Origin of the sequence: Paraburkholderia bannensis NBRC 103871 (genome assembly GCF_000685015.1) — a bacterium.
Lineage (GTDB): Bacteria > Pseudomonadota > Gammaproteobacteria > Burkholderiales > Burkholderiaceae > Paraburkholderia > Paraburkholderia bannensis.
This window is the reverse complement of the sequence record NZ_BAYA01000004.1, coordinates 1-16,560: the sequence shown is the minus strand read 5'-3', so window position 1 is coordinate 16,560 and position 16,560 is coordinate 1. Positions and strand designations below refer to the sequence as shown.

The following is a 16,560-nucleotide window of genomic DNA, read 5'->3' as shown; positions in this document are numbered from 1 at the left end:
TACGATCGACTCGCTTCATCGACAACATTCGTCTGGGATCGACAGGAGACCCTGATATGCATTCGCATCCCGAAGCCGCCGACACCTTGATCGTCGGCGCCATGCTTTATGACGGCACCGGCGCGCCGCCCGTCGAGCGCGACGTGGCGTTGCGCGACGGGCGCATCGTCGCCATCGGCAACCTGTCGAACTGGCTTGCCGAAGAAGTGATCGAAGCCGAAGGCCGCGCGCTCGCGCCCGGTTTCATCGACGTGCACACGCATGACGACACGCACGTGATCCAGGCGCCGCAGATGCTGCCGAAGATCAGCCAGGGCGTGACCACGGTGATAGTCGGCAATTGCGGCATTAGCGCGTCGCCGGTTTCGCTCAAGGGCGATCCGCCCGATCCGATGAACCTGCTCGGCGCGCGCGAGGCGTTTCAGTACCCGACGTTCGCGGCCTATGTGGACGCCGTGAACGCCGCGAAGCCCGCCGTGAACGTGGGTGCGCTGATCGGCCATACGGCGCTGCGCAACAACCATCTGGACGATCTCAAGCGCGCGGCTACCCGCGAGGAGATCGAGGCGATGCGCGCGCAACTCGAAGAAGCGCTTGTGAACGGCGCTCTGGGGTTGTCGACTGGCCTCGCTTACGGTTCGGCGTACGAGGCGTCGACCGAAGAAGTCGCGACGCTGGCCGAGCCGCTCGCGCTCGCGGGCGCGCTCTACACGACGCACATGCGCACAGAATTCGACGCGATTCTCGACGCCATGGATGAGGCGTATCACATCGGCAAGCACGCGCGCGTGCCGGTCGTGATCTCGCACCTGAAGTGCGCAGGGCCGACGAACTGGGGGCGCAGCGCGGAAGTGCTTGAGTCGCTCGAACGCGTGCGCAAGTATCAGCCGGTGGGCTGCGACTGCTATCCGTATAGCCGCAGTTCGTCGACGCTCGACCTGAAGCAGGTGACGGGCGACATCGACATCACGATCACGTGGTCGACGCCGCATCCCGAACAGGCTGGCAAGCTCATCAAGGACATTGCCGCCGAGTGGGGCGTCTCGCAGCAGGAGGCGGGCAAGCGCCTGCAACCGGCCGGCGCGGTCTATCACAACATGTCCGAGGACGACGTGCGCCGCATTCTCTCGCACCCGGCGACGATGGTCGGTTCCGACGGACTGCCGAACGATCCGTTGCCGCATCCGCGTCTGTGGGGCGCGTTTCCGCGTGTGCTCGGCCACTATGCGCGCGACGCGAAGCTGCTGCCGCTGGAAGAAGCGGTGCGCAAGATGACCGGGCTGTCGGCGCGGCGTTTTGGCCTTGCGCAGCGCGGCGAAGTGCACGTGGGCTGGCATGCCGATCTCGTGCTGTTCGATCCCGCGAAGGTGCGCGACGCCGCGACTTTCGACAAGCCGCAGCAGGTGGCTGAAGGCATCGACGCCGTGTGGGTGAACGGCGTGCTGTCGTACCGCGACGGCCAGCCCACGGGCGAGCGCGCAGGGCACTTTGTCGCGCGCGGGCCGCGTGACGCGCAAGCCGATGCAGCGGCGTTTTAGCGATTGAAACACGATTGAATTTCGACCCTCGGCGCGCGGCGAATCGCGCGCGCCGCACGAACCCAAAGGAGCAAACGATGAAGCGATATGGAGTGGAAGGCGGCAAGGGCCAGGGCGGTCAACACCTGCCGTTCGCACGCGCGGTGGAAGCCGATGGCTGGCTGTTCGTCTCGGGCCAGACGCCGATGGAAAACGGCGAAGTGATCAACGGCGGCATCGTCGAGCAATCGCACAAGACGATCCAGAACGTGTTCGCGATCCTCAAGGAAGCGGGCTATGGCCCGGAGCATGTGGTGCGCTGCGGTGTGTGGCTTGACGATGCGCGCGACTTCCAGTCCTTCAACAAGGTCTTCCGCGAGTACTTTGGCGATCACCCGCCGGCGCGCGCCTGCGTGCAGTCGAGCATGGTCATCGACTGCAAGGTGGAAGTCGATTGCGTCGCGTATAAGGCGCCGGCTGGGAAGTAAGGTTTCTTCCTGCTTTTCCTGCGTAGTGCGAGTTTCAGCAGAGCGGCTGCCCGGTTAGCTATCGGGTGGCCGCTTTTTCATTGCTGTCGTCACCGTGCGGGTCACGAGGCGTGATGCGCAGCTCGATCTTCATGCCTGCCGCCACAGCCATGTTGATGAGCACATCGAGCGAGAACAGTTCGATCTTGCCGCGCACGAGGTCGGACACGCGCGGCTGCGTGACGCCGAACAGCGCGGCGGCCTGCGCCTGCGTCATCTCGTTGCGCTTGATGTGCTCTTCGAGCGCGATCATGAGATCGCAGCGCAGCGTCATGTTCTGCGCGACTTCGGGCGTGTCTTCGAGCGCGTCCCAGACGTTGTCGAAGGTTTGGGTCTTCATCGTTTTGCCTCCTGGGCGTATTGGGCGAGCGCCGCGCGATAGCGCTGCCTGGCGAGTGAAAGGTCGGCAAATGCCGTCTTTTCGCTTTTCTTGCTGAAGCAGTGCAGCACCAGCACGACATCGCGAACTTTCGTCACGTAGAGCACGCGGAACGCACCGCGTTCATCGTGGATACGAATTTCACGCGCGCCGTGCGCGACAGGGTTCATCGGTTTCCAGTCGTGCGGGTCGAGCCCGAGTTGTACGCGACGTAGCTGTCGCCCGGCTTCGTGCCGCGCTTTTTCAGGAAATGTCTTCAGGTCGGCCAGCGCGCCGGTGCAGAACTGCAGTGGCTTCGGTGTGTTGAGGTTATACAAAATTTTATATGTCCTCCAGAGATTCGAGCGATCCCGCCGCGCAGCGGGGATGACATGGCTCAACTCTCTGCAAGGACGGGCGATTGCGCCCTCGATTCCATCAAAGTCGGCTACAGCGTTATCCATCCGGATAAGACCCACCAGGCCGAAAATTCCCAATATATGAACGACCCAATCACATATTGGAGATCTCGGAAAAACCGCCCTACAATCCGATCCATCCGATCCGACGTGCATCGCAGTCCAGAAGAACGCCCGTCGGAACATCGGCCAGACACCTAAAGAAAAGCCCGCAGCCGCGCCCCGATGCGCGCCAGCGGGCAAAACCGGAGACGTTTGCCATGTTCCAGCCCGCGAAGTGCGCGGCCTCGTGCCGTCCGCCGTCCCGCGCCACTGCGCGCCGCCGCACCCCGAACCATGGCCCGCGCGCCGTCGTCTGACGCCGCGCGATCAACTCCCGTCTTCTTCCAGATCGACCTCGCCATGAACAAAGCGATGTCCCAGAATCTCGCCGAGCGCCTTGAAGGCATCGACGCCGTCCAGGCGCCGAAAGCACCGCAAGCGCCATCGCAACCCAAGGCCCACGCGAATGGCGACGAAATCGTCGGCCTGCCCGGCACGCTGCTCGACGGCTCGTCGCAGGCGGGCACGCAGACGCTGCTGCGCGGCCTCGCGATCCTCGAAGCCGCCGCTGCGGGCGTGCGCGATCTGCGCTCGTTCGGCGCGGTGCTCGGCACCACGCGCAGCACCACGCACCGGCTCGTGTCGAGCCTCGTGCAGGCGCGCTATCTGCGCCAGGTGCAGGGCGGCTATCTGCTCGGCCCGAAGCTGATCGAGCTCGGCACCATCGCGCTCGAACAAATGCCGCTCACCGCGGTCGCACGCACCCACCTCGAAGCGCTCGCGAACGCGACGCTCGACACGATTCACCTCGGCGTGCGCGATGGCGACGACGTGCTTTACATCGACAAGATCCCCGGCCAGCGCGCCCTGGAAATGCGCTCGCGTGTCGGGCACCGCATGCCGCTCGCGTCGACGGGCATCGGCAAGGCGATGATGCTCGACCTCACGCCGCAGTCCTGGCGCGACCTGTTCGAAGCGTCGCGGCGCACGCTGGCGGGCGTGAGCTTCCGTCCCGATCACAGCCTCGACCCCGACACGTTCCTCAAGCGCATGGCCACCTACTCGGCGGGCGGTTACACGTTCGATCTTGAGGAAAACGAAATTTCGATCCGTTGTGTGGCCGCGCCGGTGCGCGACGCCTCGGGCGCGATCGTCGCCGCGCTGTCGGTCGCGAGCACGATTCCCTATATGCCGCTCGAACGCATGGACGAGCTGATTCCGGTCGTGCAGCGCGAAGCGCGCGCGATCTCGCAGGAACTCGGCTGGCGCGCGCCGCAGCCCACCACGCGCAGGATCCGCCGATGACCGGCCGCACCACAGAACAGCACATGGAACACGGCAAACAAGGCAAGCACGCGGATGCGGCGCTGATCGCGCTGGACTGGGGCACGACGTCGCTGCGCGCGTATCTCTTCGATGCAGCGGGCAACGTGCTCGACACGCGTGTCTCGACGGCCGGGATCATGAACCTGCCGGTGCCCGCCGAAGAGGGCGGCTTCGACGCGGCCTTCGAGGAAGCGTGCGGCGTATGGCTCGCGCCAGCGCCGTCGCTGCCGGTGCTGGCGGCCGGCATGGTGGGCAGCGCGCAGGGCTGGGTGCAGGCGCCGTACGTGGAAACCCCTGCGGGCGAGGACGCGCTCGTGGCCGGCATCGTCAAGGTGCGTGCGGCGAGCGGCGCAGAGATCGCGGTTGTGCCAGGCGTGCTGGAACCCGGCGCGCTGCCGAACGTGATGCGCGGCGAGGAAACGCAGATCTTCGGCGCGTTGAGCGGTATGAGCGGCCAGGCTGCGCAGGAAACCGCGCTGATCGGCCTGCCGGGCACGCACGCCAAATGGGCCGTGGTGGAAGGTGCGCGCATCGCGCGTTTCTACACCTTCATGACGGGCGAGGTGTACGCCGCGCTCAAGGCGCACACGATCCTCGGCCGCACGATGAAGCTGCCTGCCGCGCCTGATACCGCCGCGTTTCTGCGCGGCGTGACGGTCGCACGCGAACACGGCAGCGCGGGGCTGCTCGCGACCGCGTTCAGCACGCGCACGCTGGGCCTCACCGATCAACTGGCCGCAGACGAGCAGCCCGACTATCTCTCGGGTCTCGTGATCGGGCATGAACTGGCCGGGCTCGAAGCGGTGCTGGCGCGCCGCGACGTGGCGCTCGCGGGCTGTGCGCCGCAGCTGATTGGCGCCGATGCCTTGTGCGAGCGCTATCGGCTTGCGCTTGCGCAGTTTGGCTGCACTGGCGCGCAGGTCGTGCGCGAGGCAACCGAGCGGGGCCTCTGGCGCATCGCAGCGCGCGCGGGCCTCGTGCGCGCCGCAGCCTGAAAACGCTCCGTACACACGAACACCGCAGCGCACTTCCACAGGACACGCACATGCAACCCGAACTGAACCTGCCCGCTCCGTACACGCCTCACGCTGGCTTCGTGGCCGCGTTCGCGGCGTGCCGGATGGTCGCGATCGTGCGCGGCATCAAGCCCGCCGAAGCCGCCGAGCATGGCCGCGCGATCTACGAGGCGGGCTTCCGGATCATCGAGGTGCCGCTCAATTCGCCGTCGCCGCTGGAGAGCATCGCCGCGTTGCGCGCGACGCTGCCCGCCGACGCGATGATCGGCGCGGGCACCGTGCTCACGACCGCGCGCGTGCGCGACGTGAAGGCGGCGGGCGGCGAGCTGATCGTCATGCCGCACGCCGATACCGACGTGATCCTCGCCGCCAAGCTGCAAGGCCTGGCCTGCGTGCCGGGCGTCGCCACGCCGACGGAAGCGTTCGCCGCGCTCAAGCACGGCGCGGACGGCCTCAAGATGTTCCCCGCCGAACAGCTCGGCCCCGAAGTCACGAAGGCCTGGCGCGCCGTGATTCCGTCGATCGTGCCGCTGTTGCCGGTAGGCGGCGTGAAGCCCGACAACATGGGGCCGCAACTCGCGGCGGGCGCGAGCGGCTTCGGCCTGGGGTCGGCGCTTTACAAGCCGGGCCAGGACGTTGCAGCGACCCGCGCCAATGCGCTCGCGTTTATCGCGGGCTGGAACGAAACGGCGCGCGTGCAGGGAGCGAAGGCGTGAATCGCCTGACGGGCAAGGTCGCACTCGTGACCGGCGCGGGACGCGGCATCGGCGCGGCGATCGCGCGCGCGTTCGCCGCCGAGGGCGCGGCGGTCGTGCTCGCCGAACTCGACATCGCCACGGCGCAGGTTACGGCGCGCGAGATCGCAGAAGCCACGGGCGCAAAGGTGCTCGCGGTGCAAACCGACGTCACGCAATCCGCGTCGGTGCAGGCTGCGGTGAGCGAAGCGCAGGAAGCGCTCGGCCCCGTCGATGTGCTCGTGAACAACGCGGGCATCAACGTATTCGCCGATCCGCTGACGATGACCGACGACGACTGGCGGCGCTGCTTTGCCGTCGATCTGGATGGCGTGTGGAACGGCTGCCGCGCCGTGCTGCCAGGCATGGTCGAGCGCCGCGCGGGCAGCATCATCAACATTGCCTCGACGCACGCGTTCCAGATCATTCCGGGCTGCTTTCCGTATCCGGTCGCCAAGCACGGCGTGATTGGCCTTACGCGCGCGCTCGGCATCGAATACGCGCCGAAGAACGTCCGCGTGAACGCGATCGCGCCGGGCTACATCGAAACGCAGCTCACGCACGACTGGTGGAACGCGCAGCCCGATCCCGAGGCGGCACGCAAGGCCACGCTGGCGTTGCCGCCGATGAAGCGCATCGGCAAGCCGGAAGAAGTGGCGATGACCGCCGTGTTCCTCGCCTCGGATGAAGCGCCGTTCATCAACGCGAGCTGCATCACGATCGATGGCGGGCGCACGGCGCTGCATCACGAATAAAAGCAGCACAGCAGCAACGAAGCAAAAAAACAGCAGCACGAAGGCACTACAAGGTAGCAAGACATCGCATCACTTTCGCCGTTGCGCTGGCCGCGCGCGGGCGAAGGCAGAACAAGCGGCCGTTACCCTTCCCGTGACTGAAGAAGACAGGAGACTGACACCATGCAACGCAGGATTTTCCTCACGCTGATCGCCGCCGCGACCACCGCTGTGCTCGCTCATGCGCCCGTCGCGCAAGCCGCCGATCCGGTGAAGATCGGCTTTCTCGTCAAGCAGCCCGAAGAACCGTGGTTCCAGGACGAATGGAAGTTCGCCGAAGCCGCCGCGAAGGAAAAGGGCTTCACGCTGGTGAAGATCGGTGCGCCGTCGGGCGAGAAGGTGATGAGCGCGATCGACAACCTGGCCGCGCAAAAGGCCCAGGGTTTCATCATCTGCACGCCTGACGTCAAGCTCGGGCCGGGCATCGTCGCCAAGGCCAAGGCCGACAACCTGAAGATGATGACGGTCGACGACCGCCTCGTCGACGGCGCGGGCAAGCCGATCGAGGCGGTGCCGCACATGGGCATCTCGGCGTACAACATCGGCAAGCAGGTGGGTGACGGCATCGCCGCCGAAATCAAGAAGCGCGGCTGGGACATGAAGGACGTCGGCGCCATCGACGTGACCTACGAGCAGCTGCCGACGGCGCATGACCGCACCTCGGGCGCAACCGACGCGCTGGTCGCCGCCGGCTTCCCGAAGGCGAACATCGTCCAGGCGCCGCAAGCGAAGACCGACACGGAAAACGCCTTCAACGCCGCCAACATCGCGCTCACGAAGAACCCGCAGTACAAGCACTGGGTGGCTTACGGCCTGAACGACGAAGCCGTGCTCGGCGCCGTGCGCGCAGCGGAAGGCCGCGGCTTCAAGGCCGACAACATGATCGGCATTGGCATCGGCGGTTCGGATTCGGCGCTCAACGAGTTCAAGAAGCCGCAGCCGACGGGCTTCTACGGCACCGTCATCATCAGCCCGAAGCGCCACGGCGAAGAAACGTCCGATCTGATGTACGCATGGATCACGCAAGGCAAGGAACCGCCGAAGCTCACGCTGACGACGGGCATGCTCGCCACGCGCGACAACGTGGAAAGCGTGCGTCAGCAGATGGGTCTCGCGTCGAAGTAAGCGCTGGATAGAGGTTGTTAGGTGTTTCCCGCTGCGGGGCGCCCGCCAGACCGATGGTCTTGACGAGCGTGCCCGCGGCGATCGAATGAGAGGAAACCGAAGTGTCAGCGACACTGCGTTTTGACAATATCGGCAAGGTGTTCCCAGGCGTGCGCGCGCTCGACGGCGTGTCGTTCGACGTGAACGCAGGCGAAGTGCACGGCCTCATGGGCGAAAACGGCGCGGGCAAGTCCACGCTGCTGAAAATCCTGGGCGGCGAATATCAGCCGGACTCGGGCCGCATCCTGATGGACGGCAACGAGGTGAAGTTCGCCGATGCAGCGGCTTCGATCGGCTCGGGCATCGCCGTGATTCACCAGGAACTGCAATACGTACCGGATCTCACCGTCGCGGAAAACCTGCTGCTTGGCGCGTTGCCCAATGCGCTCGGCTGGGTGAAACGCGGCGAGGCGCGCAAGTTCGTGCGCGAACGTCTGGGCGCGATGGGCGTGGATCTCGACCCTGCCGCGAAGCTGCGCAAGCTCTCGATCGCGCAGCGCCAGATGGTGGAAATCTGCAAGGCGCTGTTGCGCAATGCACGCGTCATCGCGCTCGACGAGCCGACCAGCTCGCTCTCGCACCGCGAGACCGAAGTGCTGTTCAAGCTCGTGCGCGAACTGCGTGCGGACAACCGCGCGCTCATCTACATCTCGCACCGCATGGACGAGATTTACGAGCTGTGCAACGCCTGCACGATCTTCCGCGACGGCCGCAAGGTCGCCTCGCACGAGAAGCTCGAAGAGGTGAAGCGCGAAACGCTCGTGCACGAAATGGTGGGCCGTGAGATCAGCGACATCTACAACTACACGCCGCGCGAGCATGGCAACGTGCGCTTCGCGGTGCGTGGCGTCGAAGGCCATCCGTTGAGCGAGGCGGCCAGCTTCGAGGTGAAGTCGGGCGAGATCGTCGGCTTCTTCGGGCTGGTTGGCGCGGGCCGCAGCGAGCTGATGCAACTCATCTACGGCACGCACAAGCGTCGCGCGGGCGAGATCGAACTCGACGGCAAGACGATTCGCGTGAAGAGTGCGAGCGATGCGATCCGTCACGGCATCGTGCTGTGCCCGGAAGACCGCAAGGAGCAGGGCATCGTTGCGATGGCAACGGTTTCGGAGAACATCAACATCAGTTGCCGCCGGCATTTCCTGCGTGCGGGCATGTTCCTCGACCGCAAGAAGGAAGCCGAAACGGCGGATCGCTTCATCAAGCTGCTGAAGATCAAGACGCCGAGCCGCCGCCAGAAAATCCGCTTTCTCTCGGGCGGCAACCAGCAGAAGGCGATCCTGTCGCGCTGGCTCGCCGAACCCGACCTGAAGGTCGTGATCCTGGACGAGCCGACGCGCGGCATCGACGTCGGCGCGAAGCATGAAATCTACAACGTGATCTACCAGCTCGCCGAACGCGGCTGCGCGATCGTGATGGTGTCGTCGGAGTTGCCGGAAGTGCTCGGCGTGTCGGATCGCATCGTCGTGATGCGCGAAGGCCGGATTTCGGGCGAGTTGCCGCGCAGCGCGGCGAGCGAACACACGGTGCTTGACCTGGCGCTGCCCAAGCGCACGCAGGCCAAGGCCGCATGAGTGGACGGGGAGGAGTGACTGAAATGCAAGCAAGAGAAAACCTGGCGGCCGAGTCCGCCAAGAGCGTCGCCGACGCGCTGATTCCGAGTTCCACCGACAAGCAGAAGTGGTGGCAGCAAATCACCGAATACAGCCTGATCGTGATTTTCGCGGTCATGTTCATCGTGATGTCGCTGACCGTCGATCACTTCTTCTCGATCGAGAACATGCTGGGCCTCGCGCTGTCGGTCTCGCAAATCGGCATGGTGGCCTGCACGATGATGTTCTGTCTCGCCTCGCGCGACTTCGACCTGAGCGTCGGCTCGACGGTCGCGTTCGCGGGCGTGCTCTGCGCGATGGTGCTCAACGCGACCGGCAACACGTTCATCGCCATCGTCGCGGCGGTGGCGGCGGGTGCGGCGATCGGCTTCGTGAACGGCGCGGTGATTGCATACCTGCGCATCAATGCGCTGATCACCACGCTCGCCACGATGGAAATCGTGCGCGGCCTCGGCTTCATCGTTTCGCATGGCCAGGCCGTGGGCGTGTCGTCGGACACGTTCATTGCGATGGGTACGGTCGCGTTCTTCGGCGTGCAACTGCCGATCTGGGTGACGCTGTTCTGCTTCATCGCGTTCGGCGTGATGCTCAACCAGACGGTGTACGGGCGCAACACGCTCGCCATCGGCGGCAATCCGGAAGCGTCGCGTCTCGCGGGTATCAAGGTCGAGCGCACGCGCGTGTGGATCTTCCTGATCCAGGGCGCGGTGACGGCGCTGGCGGGCGTGATTCTCGCGGCGCGCATCACCTCGGGCCAGCCGAATGCGGCCGAAGGCTTCGAGCTGAACGTGATTTCGGCGTGCGTGCTGGGCGGCGTGTCGCTGCTGGGCGGCCGCGCGACGATCTCGGGCGTGGTGATCGGCGTGCTGATCATGGGCACGGTCGAGAACGTCATGAACCTGCTCAACATCGACGCGTTCTACCAGTACCTCGTGCGCGGCGCGATCCTGCTGGCGGCGGTGCTGCTCGACCAGTTGAAGAACCGCGGCGCGCGCGACTGATTAACTTCACCAGGAAGCCCGATATGTCGTCTCCGGCCAACGCCAGCGCACATCACGCGCACGAAAGCTACGCGCGCTATCCAAGCCTCACCGATCGCGTCGTCCTCATCACGGGTGGCGCGACCGGCATCGGCGCGTCGTTCGTCGAGCACTTCGCCGCGCAGGGCGCGCGTGTGGCGTTCTTCGACATCGACGCGACGGCGGGCGAAGCGCTTGCCGACGAACTCGGCGATTCGCGTCACAAGCCCCTGTTCGCAGCCGTCGACCTCACCGATATCGCCGCGCTGCGTGCCGCCATCGCCGACGTGAAGGCCGCGCTCGGCCCGATCGAAGTGCTCGTGAACAACGCCGCGAACGACAAGCGTCACACGCTTGCGGACGTCACGCCCGAGTCCTTCGACGCGGGTATTGCCGTGAACGTGCGTCACCAGCTGTTTGCGGCGCAGGCGGTGGCGGAGGACATGAAGGCTGCGAAACGCGGTTCGATCATCAACCTCGGCTCGATCAGCTGGATGCTGAAGAACAGCGAGTATCCGGTCTACGTGATGAGCAAATCGGCCGTGCAGGGTCTCACGCGTGGGCTGGCGAAGGATCTTGGCCGGTACGGCATTCGTGTCAATTCGCTGGTGCCGGGCTGGGTGCTGACCGACAAGCAGCGCCGCCTGTGGCTCACCGACGAAGGCCGCGAGAACATCAGGCGCGGCCAGTGCATCGACGAGGAGCTGCTGCCCGAAGACCTCGCGCGCATGGCGCTGTTCCTCGCTGCCGACGACAGCCGCATGATCACGTCGCAGGACGTCATCGTGGACGGAGGCTGGGCATGAGCGCGGGGCAAGACGCACCCCAGGATGACGTCGCGGAACTGCTGATCCACGCGAAGAACGCGCTCGGCGAAGGCGCGACATGGTGCTCGCGCAGCGCGCGCCTCTACTGGACTGATATCGAAGGCGCGAGCCTTTCGCGTTATGACGGCGCGGACGGCTCGCATCGCACCTGGCCGATGCCGGAGCGCCTCGCGTGCTTTGCGCTCTGCGAAGACCCGAACCGCCTGCTGATTGGCCTCGCGTCGCGCCTCGCGTTCTTCGACCTGGAAACCGGCGAGATCACGCCCATCGTCGATGTCGAGCCGGATCTGCCCACGCGCCTGAACGATGGCCGTTGCGACCGTCAGGGGCGTTTTGTGTTCGGCACCAAGTACGAGCTCAAGCCGTTCGAGAAGATCGGCGGCTTTTATCGGCTGAATCACGATCTCACGCTGGAGAAGCTGCCGCTGCCGGTGGCCGCGATCTCCAACAGCATCGCCTTCAGCCCGGACGGCGCGACCATGTATTACGCCGATTCCTTCACGCGTGAGATCCGCGCCTGTGATTACGGCGCTGATGGAACGATTGCAAACGATCGTCTGTTCGTGCAGGTGCCGAATCACGAAGGCGAGCCGGACGGCTCGACCGTCGACAGCGAAGGCGGCCTCTGGAACGCCCAGTGGGCAGGCGGGTGTGTCGTGCGTTACGGCCCGGACGGCAGGGAAACCGGGCGCGTAAAGATTCCCACGGCGCAGCCAAGCTGCGTTACGCTCGGCGGAGCGCATCTGACAGCGCTTTATGTGACGAGCGCGCGCGTAGGTCTGGACGATGAAGCGCTTGAGCGCGAACCCCATGCTGGCGGGGTGTTCGTGGCGCAGACGGGACGTACGGGCATCGCGGAACCGCTGTTTCAGGGCGTGCCGTCACCGCAATAAGCGACATGGCGAGGCGCTTGATTTCGCGCCTCGCGATCCGCAAACCGGCCATCAACGTTGTAGTCAGGCAACAGTCGATTAGCAGTGCATCTGGTTTTTTCAGTGACTCAAGTACGCATCACAGTAGGTACAGAAGGGCGAAGACAAGAAGCGGCTGCAACATCGCGTCGGACGTGCGTGAAACGAGCGCACCGCGCGAGTGGCAAGCCGCCCGTGCGCCGCCTGCCTGGGCGGCAACATTGAAGCCTCTCGAGGAGCCGCTCATGAGCGTCGCGAATTCCGCTTTGCGTCAAACTGCGCGAACCCGTACTTCTCCCGGCATGGCATCGGCCAGCGCGGCGACGGCTGCCGATGTGGCCGTTGCTGCCGCCGCTGCTGCTGCTGCTGCTGCAACGACTGCAACACCCGCAGCGGGGACGCCTGCGGCCGCACGCCGCGCGCGGCTCGAAGCGGCCACCCATCCCGTCATTGCAGGGCCGAGCACATCGGCGGTCGCGATCGGCGCGGCCGGTGTCAGCGACGTGGCCTGCGTCACGCTCGCCAACGCATACCTCCGTCTCGACGTCGCGCCGCAACTGGGCGGCGGCATCACGCGCTTCGACTGGCGCAGCGAAGGCGCGCTCGAACCCGTGTTCCGCCGCTGCGAACAGGTGAGCGCGCGCATGGATCCTAACCAGCTCGCCTGCTATCCGTTGCTGCCGTACTCGAACCGTATCGGCGCGGGACGCTTCCACTTCGGCGGGCGCGATATCGAAGTGCCGCGCAACCGCGCCGGCGAGCCGCTGCCGATCCACGGCGACGGCTGGCTCGCGCCCTGGAGCGTCGAGCGTGCCGAGCGCGAAAACGTGCGCCTCGTGCTCGACCGCAGCACGGGCGAGCCGTATGCGTACCGCGCGGCGCTCACCTATGCGCTCGATGGCGCGACGCTCACGATGACGCTCGAAGTCGAGAACACGGGCCGCGACGCGATGCCGTTCGGCCTGGGCGTCCATCCGTTCCTCGCGCGCGACGCGAGCACCGAGCTTTCCGCGCCCGCAAGCGGCCTCTGGCTTTCGGGCCAGGACTGGCTGCCGGTGCGCCACGTGCCCGCGCCTCCCGCGTGGCAGTTCGGCGTGGCTTACCCGTTGCCCGAGCAGATGGTGAACCATGCATTCAGCGGCTGGAGCGGACGCGCCGCCGTGGTGTGGGAGCGCCGCCGCATGTCGCTCGCGATCTGCGCGAACACCGATTACTACGTGCTCTATACGCCGCCCGGTGCGGACTTCTTCTGCTTCGAACCCGTCGATCATCCGATCAACGCAGTGAACCTGCGCGGCGGCGGCGACGCCAACGGCATGACCGTGCTTGCGCACGGCGAGCGGCTCGTGCGGCGCTTTTCCTTCAGCGTCGAGCGCATGGATCTGCGCGCGGCGGCCAGCCCGCATCGCGGCGGGGCGCGCGGCAAGGCGGGTGCGCGAGGCGGCAAGGGCGCGCGGGCGCGGGCGTAAAGCTCGCGCAATCCAGCAAGGTTGGGCGCCATTCATCCGATGAATGACGCCCTCTGACCGTGCTGCCGGAAAACGCCGCTTCCCGGGCCGGGTAAAATACGCGCCGTTTCCCTTATCGGCTCACCGCGAGTTTTCTCCATGACTTCCTTTACCCAGACCCTCGGCGCTGCGTGGCAGCGTACCGGCTCGCTGCTGTGCGTGGGCCTCGATCCCGAGCCGACCAGATTCCCGGCCGCGCTCAACGGCCGCAGCGACGCGATTTTCGAGTTCTGCCGCGACATCGTCGACGCTACCGCGCCGTATGCGTCCTCGTTCAAGCCGCAAATCGCCTATTTCGCCGCGCATCGCGCCGAAGACCAGCTTGAAGCGCTGATTGCCCATATCCACGAAAAGCATCCGGGCCTGCCCGTGATCCTCGACGCCAAGCGCGGCGACATCGGCAGCACGGCGGAGCAGTACGCGCGCGAAGCCTTCGAACGCTTCAAGGCCGACGCGGTCACGGTCAATCCCTATATGGGGTTTGATTCGGTCGAGCCGTGGCTTGAGCACAAGGGCAAGGGCGTGATCGTGCTGTGCCGCACCTCGAACCCCGGCGGCTCGGATCTGCAGTTCCTGACGGTCGACGGCAAGCCGCTCTATCAGGTCGTGGCCGATCTCGCCGCGAACAAATGGAACGCGAGCGGCGAACTGGGTCTCGTGGTGGGCGCGACGTTCCCGAAGGAAATCGAGACGGTGCGCGGCATCGTCGGCGATATGCCCTTGCTGATTCCCGGCATCGGTGCGCAGGGCGGCGACGTCGAAGCCACCGTGAAAGCGGGCCGCACGGCCAACGGCACCGGCATGCTCATCAACTCCTCGCGCGCGATCATCTACGCAAGCAAGGGCGAGGATTACGCGCAGGCGGCTGCAATGGCTGCTGAACAGACGCGCGACAAGATCAACGCCTATCGTTGATTTGATTTCGTCCTGGCCGACGCAAATTTGAGCGGTACGTCGGCCAAACGCTAAATCTTCTTAAGATTTTCTTTGTTCGCTAAGGCGATATCTCATACTCGACAGAGAAAATAAGAGTTCTCTGATTCGTCCTGCTTTTCCCCCTCCGTAACATTCGTACCGCAAAGCGGGTGATGTCAACGCACGCCAATTCCTGGCCGACCTGACCGAATGTTCGCAAATGCCAACCGGATTTCCCCAATGCACGCCTTCAGCCGCTGTGTTCGCAGGCTGCGCCGGGTATGGCCGTTGTGTCTGTAAGTCCCGCTCGCTGGGCAGCAGGTGGCGCTTTATCGCGTTAATCGAATTCATCCGATTGGTTTGAAAGTCCGCGAGGCAGACACTAGGTCAAGAGATTCAGGCGCCTGCGCACCCTGCCTCTGAAAACAGCGCGCGGTGTGACTCTCCGCCAGGAACTTTTTGGTAACGAACCGGATATAGCCGGTTTTCACGTGGTTTCAGACGGGATTTAAAGACCCGAGAAATTCTGTACATCTTAACAGTTAATTAAGGATTGCAAATGAATAAGGCTTATCGTTCGGTCTGGAACGACGCGACTGGAACGTGGGTTGCGGTGCAGGAGACGGCGAAATCGAAAACGCGCTCCGCCCAGAATGCTGCCTGTGTGACGGCTGTCGCTCCGACGCAAGAGAACTTTGCGAATTCGGTCAAGCTTGCTATCTTGCCGCTCGGCCTTGCGTTGGGTGGACTGGCCATGCCGGGACTCGCATCGGCTGCGGGCTTTTGCTACACGAACACGACCGGTACCAACTACATCGACAACAATGTCGCTAACATCCAATCCGGCTGCGGGGGGCCGGGGTGGATCGACGGTACCCAGCAAGGAAAGCAGAATGCGGCGCAGATGTACGCAGGTGGCACGCAGATCGACCTGAACGCGAATCTCGCCACCATCACCATGTCGCCGGACGGCACGTCGAAGTTCGTGATGACGGCGGTCGGCAGCAACGTCCTGCTAAACGGTGTTGCCGCCGGTGCGGTGAGTTCGACCAGCGTGCAGGGCATCAACGGTTCCCAGTTGTACGGCCTCGCCAATTCGACGGCGTCGGCGCTGGGTGGCGGTTCGAGCGTGACATCGACGGGTACGGTCAGTGCGCCGAGCTACGCATTGAGCAATGCCAACACGATCGCCGGCACCACGGGCGCGGCGACGGACATCGGCACGGCATTCGGCAAGGTCGATGCTGCGCTTGGCCAGATCAACAGCAGCGGCATCAAGTACTTCCACACTAATTCAACGGGCGCTGACTCGACGGCGAGCGGTACGAACTCGACCGCAATCGGCCCGGTGGCACAGGCTACGAACACGAACGCGATTGCAATCGGCAACGGCGCGACCGCCGGCACGGCGAATTCCGTGGCGCTGGGCAATGGTGCAACGACGGCAGGCGCCAACGCGACATCCGGCGGCACGATTGGCGGCGTTAGCTACACCTACGCGGGCACCACGCCGACGGGGGTAGTGAGCGTAGGAGCAAAGGGCGCAGAACGTCAGGTCACGAACGTGGCGGCTGGCCAGGTGACGGCGACGAGCACGGATGCAATCAACGGCTCCGAACTGTTTGCAACCAATACGCAGGTCACGACCAACGCGACCAACATCTCGACCCTTCAAGGCCAGGTGACGACCCTCCAGGGCAACGTCACGACCCTCCAGGGCAACGTCACGACCCTCCAGGGCAATGTCACCACCCTGCAAGGCAGCGTGTCGACCCTCCAGGGCAATGTCACGACGCTGCAAGGCAACGTGACGACCATCAACGGCCAGATCACGAACCTGCAAGGCCAGATGGCCGATGCAGTGATGTAC

The 16,560-nt window shown here is 65.0% G+C and carries 16 protein-coding genes; 14 read left to right on the top strand and 2 right to left on the bottom strand.

Annotated elements, in window-relative coordinates; translation table 11 throughout:
- Positions 1 to 56 precede the first annotated feature (56 nt).
- Positions 57 to 1,538, top strand: a complete 1,482-nt coding sequence (locus BBA01S_RS06060; protein ID WP_027815645.1) for an N-acyl-D-amino-acid deacylase family protein — start codon at positions 57 to 59, stop codon at positions 1,536 to 1,538.
- 77 nt (positions 1,539 to 1,615) lie between these two features.
- A complete protein-coding gene (locus tag BBA01S_RS06055) occupies positions 1,616 to 2,005 on the top strand; it encodes a RidA family protein (RefSeq protein WP_027815644.1) in 390 nt (129 codons plus the stop codon).
- Positions 2,006 to 2,063: 58 nt separating this feature from the next.
- On the opposite strand, the gene BBA01S_RS40255 is transcribed toward BBA01S_RS06055, so the two are convergent.
- Positions 2,064 to 2,384: a helix-turn-helix domain-containing protein gene (locus BBA01S_RS40255; protein WP_042296229.1), complete on the bottom strand. Its 321-nt coding sequence runs from the start codon at positions 2,382 to 2,384 to the stop codon at positions 2,064 to 2,066.
- A complete protein-coding gene (locus tag BBA01S_RS06045; protein WP_084161995.1) occupies positions 2,381 to 2,866 on the bottom strand; it encodes a type II toxin-antitoxin system RelE/ParE family toxin in 486 nt (161 codons plus the stop codon). The genes BBA01S_RS40255 and BBA01S_RS06045 overlap by 4 nt, the downstream gene beginning before the upstream one ends.
- A 357-nt stretch (positions 2,867 to 3,223) precedes the next feature.
- Here BBA01S_RS06045 and BBA01S_RS06040 point away from each other — a divergent pair, with 357 nt between their 5' ends.
- The 12 genes from BBA01S_RS06040 to BBA01S_RS46710 form a co-directional block, all read left to right on the top strand.
- Positions 3,224 to 4,168, top strand: a complete 945-nt coding sequence (locus BBA01S_RS06040; RefSeq protein ID WP_027815642.1) for an IclR family transcriptional regulator — start codon at positions 3,224 to 3,226, stop codon at positions 4,166 to 4,168.
- Positions 4,165 to 5,184: a 2-dehydro-3-deoxygalactonokinase gene (locus tag BBA01S_RS40250; RefSeq protein ID WP_042296225.1), complete on the top strand. Its 1,020-nt coding sequence runs from the start codon at positions 4,165 to 4,167 to the stop codon at positions 5,182 to 5,184. Before BBA01S_RS06040 ends, BBA01S_RS40250 begins: the two co-directional genes overlap by 4 nt.
- Positions 5,185 to 5,234: 50 nt before the next feature.
- Entirely contained in the window at positions 5,235 to 5,921 is a 687-nt protein-coding gene (locus tag BBA01S_RS06030) for a 2-dehydro-3-deoxy-6-phosphogalactonate aldolase (protein WP_027815641.1), read from the top strand.
- Positions 5,918 to 6,694 carry an SDR family oxidoreductase gene (locus BBA01S_RS06025; protein WP_027815640.1) on the top strand — a complete coding sequence of 259 codons (777 nt, stop codon included), beginning with the start codon at positions 5,918 to 5,920 and terminating at the stop codon, positions 6,692 to 6,694. The genes BBA01S_RS06030 and BBA01S_RS06025 overlap by 4 nt, the downstream gene beginning before the upstream one ends.
- A gap of 162 nt (positions 6,695 to 6,856) precedes the next feature.
- A complete protein-coding gene (locus tag BBA01S_RS06020; protein ID WP_027815639.1) occupies positions 6,857 to 7,858 on the top strand; it encodes an arabinose ABC transporter substrate-binding protein in 1,002 nt (333 codons plus the stop codon).
- A 101-nt stretch (positions 7,859 to 7,959) separates the two neighbouring features.
- Positions 7,960 to 9,471 (top strand): L-arabinose ABC transporter ATP-binding protein AraG, encoded by a 1,512-nt coding sequence (gene araG, locus BBA01S_RS06015; protein ID WP_027815638.1) that lies wholly within the window; start codon positions 7,960 to 7,962, stop codon positions 9,469 to 9,471.
- A gap of 23 nt (positions 9,472 to 9,494) precedes the next feature.
- The gene (gene araH, locus BBA01S_RS06010) at positions 9,495 to 10,511 is read left to right on the top strand and encodes an L-arabinose ABC transporter permease AraH (protein WP_027815637.1); all 1,017 of its coding nucleotides are present in this window, start codon (positions 9,495 to 9,497) and stop codon (positions 10,509 to 10,511) included.
- A 23-nt stretch (positions 10,512 to 10,534) separates the two neighbouring features.
- Positions 10,535 to 11,335 (top strand): SDR family NAD(P)-dependent oxidoreductase, encoded by an 801-nt coding sequence (locus tag BBA01S_RS06005; RefSeq protein WP_027815636.1) that lies wholly within the window; start codon positions 10,535 to 10,537, stop codon positions 11,333 to 11,335.
- Positions 11,332 to 12,249 (top strand): SMP-30/gluconolactonase/LRE family protein, encoded by a 918-nt coding sequence (locus tag BBA01S_RS06000; RefSeq protein ID WP_027815635.1) that lies wholly within the window; start codon positions 11,332 to 11,334, stop codon positions 12,247 to 12,249. Before BBA01S_RS06005 ends, BBA01S_RS06000 begins: the two co-directional genes overlap by 4 nt.
- A gap of 263 nt (positions 12,250 to 12,512) precedes the next feature.
- Complete coding sequence (locus BBA01S_RS40245) at positions 12,513 to 13,736, top strand: aldose 1-epimerase (protein ID WP_084161892.1); 1,224 nt, start codon at positions 12,513 to 12,515, stop codon at positions 13,734 to 13,736.
- 138 nt (positions 13,737 to 13,874) lie between these two features.
- Positions 13,875 to 14,690: an orotidine-5'-phosphate decarboxylase gene (gene pyrF / locus BBA01S_RS05985; protein ID WP_027815634.1), complete on the top strand. Its 816-nt coding sequence runs from the start codon at positions 13,875 to 13,877 to the stop codon at positions 14,688 to 14,690.
- Between the two features lie 559 nt (positions 14,691 to 15,249).
- A partial coding sequence (locus tag BBA01S_RS46710) for an ESPR-type extended signal peptide-containing protein (protein WP_042296221.1) occupies positions 15,250 to 16,560 on the top strand: 1,311 nt, incomplete at its 3' end.

Coding starts and splice junctions, on each gene's coding strand:
- BBA01S_RS06045 (WP_084161995.1), bottom strand. CDS start 2,866: ATGGATAACGCTGTAGCCGACTTTGATGGAATCGAGGGCGCAATCGCC.
- pyrF (WP_027815634.1), top strand. CDS start 13,875: ATGACTTCCTTTACCCAGACCCTCGGCGCTGCGTGGCAGCGTACCGGC.
- BBA01S_RS06020 (WP_027815639.1), top strand. CDS start 6,857: ATGCAACGCAGGATTTTCCTCACGCTGATCGCCGCCGCGACCACCGCT.
- araH (WP_027815637.1), top strand. CDS start 9,495: ATGCAAGCAAGAGAAAACCTGGCGGCCGAGTCCGCCAAGAGCGTCGCC.
- BBA01S_RS06005 (WP_027815636.1), top strand. CDS start 10,535: ATGTCGTCTCCGGCCAACGCCAGCGCACATCACGCGCACGAAAGCTAC.
- BBA01S_RS06000 (WP_027815635.1), top strand. CDS start 11,332: ATGAGCGCGGGGCAAGACGCACCCCAGGATGACGTCGCGGAACTGCTG.
- BBA01S_RS06060 (WP_027815645.1), top strand. CDS start 57: ATGCATTCGCATCCCGAAGCCGCCGACACCTTGATCGTCGGCGCCATG.
- BBA01S_RS06055 (WP_027815644.1), top strand. CDS start 1,616: ATGAAGCGATATGGAGTGGAAGGCGGCAAGGGCCAGGGCGGTCAACAC.
- BBA01S_RS06040 (WP_027815642.1), top strand. CDS start 3,224: ATGAACAAAGCGATGTCCCAGAATCTCGCCGAGCGCCTTGAAGGCATC.
- BBA01S_RS40245 (WP_084161892.1), top strand. CDS start 12,513: ATGAGCGTCGCGAATTCCGCTTTGCGTCAAACTGCGCGAACCCGTACT.
- BBA01S_RS40250 (WP_042296225.1), top strand. CDS start 4,165: ATGACCGGCCGCACCACAGAACAGCACATGGAACACGGCAAACAAGGC.
- BBA01S_RS40255 (WP_042296229.1), bottom strand. CDS start 2,384: ATGAAGACCCAAACCTTCGACAACGTCTGGGACGCGCTCGAAGACACG.
- BBA01S_RS06030 (WP_027815641.1), top strand. CDS start 5,235: ATGCAACCCGAACTGAACCTGCCCGCTCCGTACACGCCTCACGCTGGC.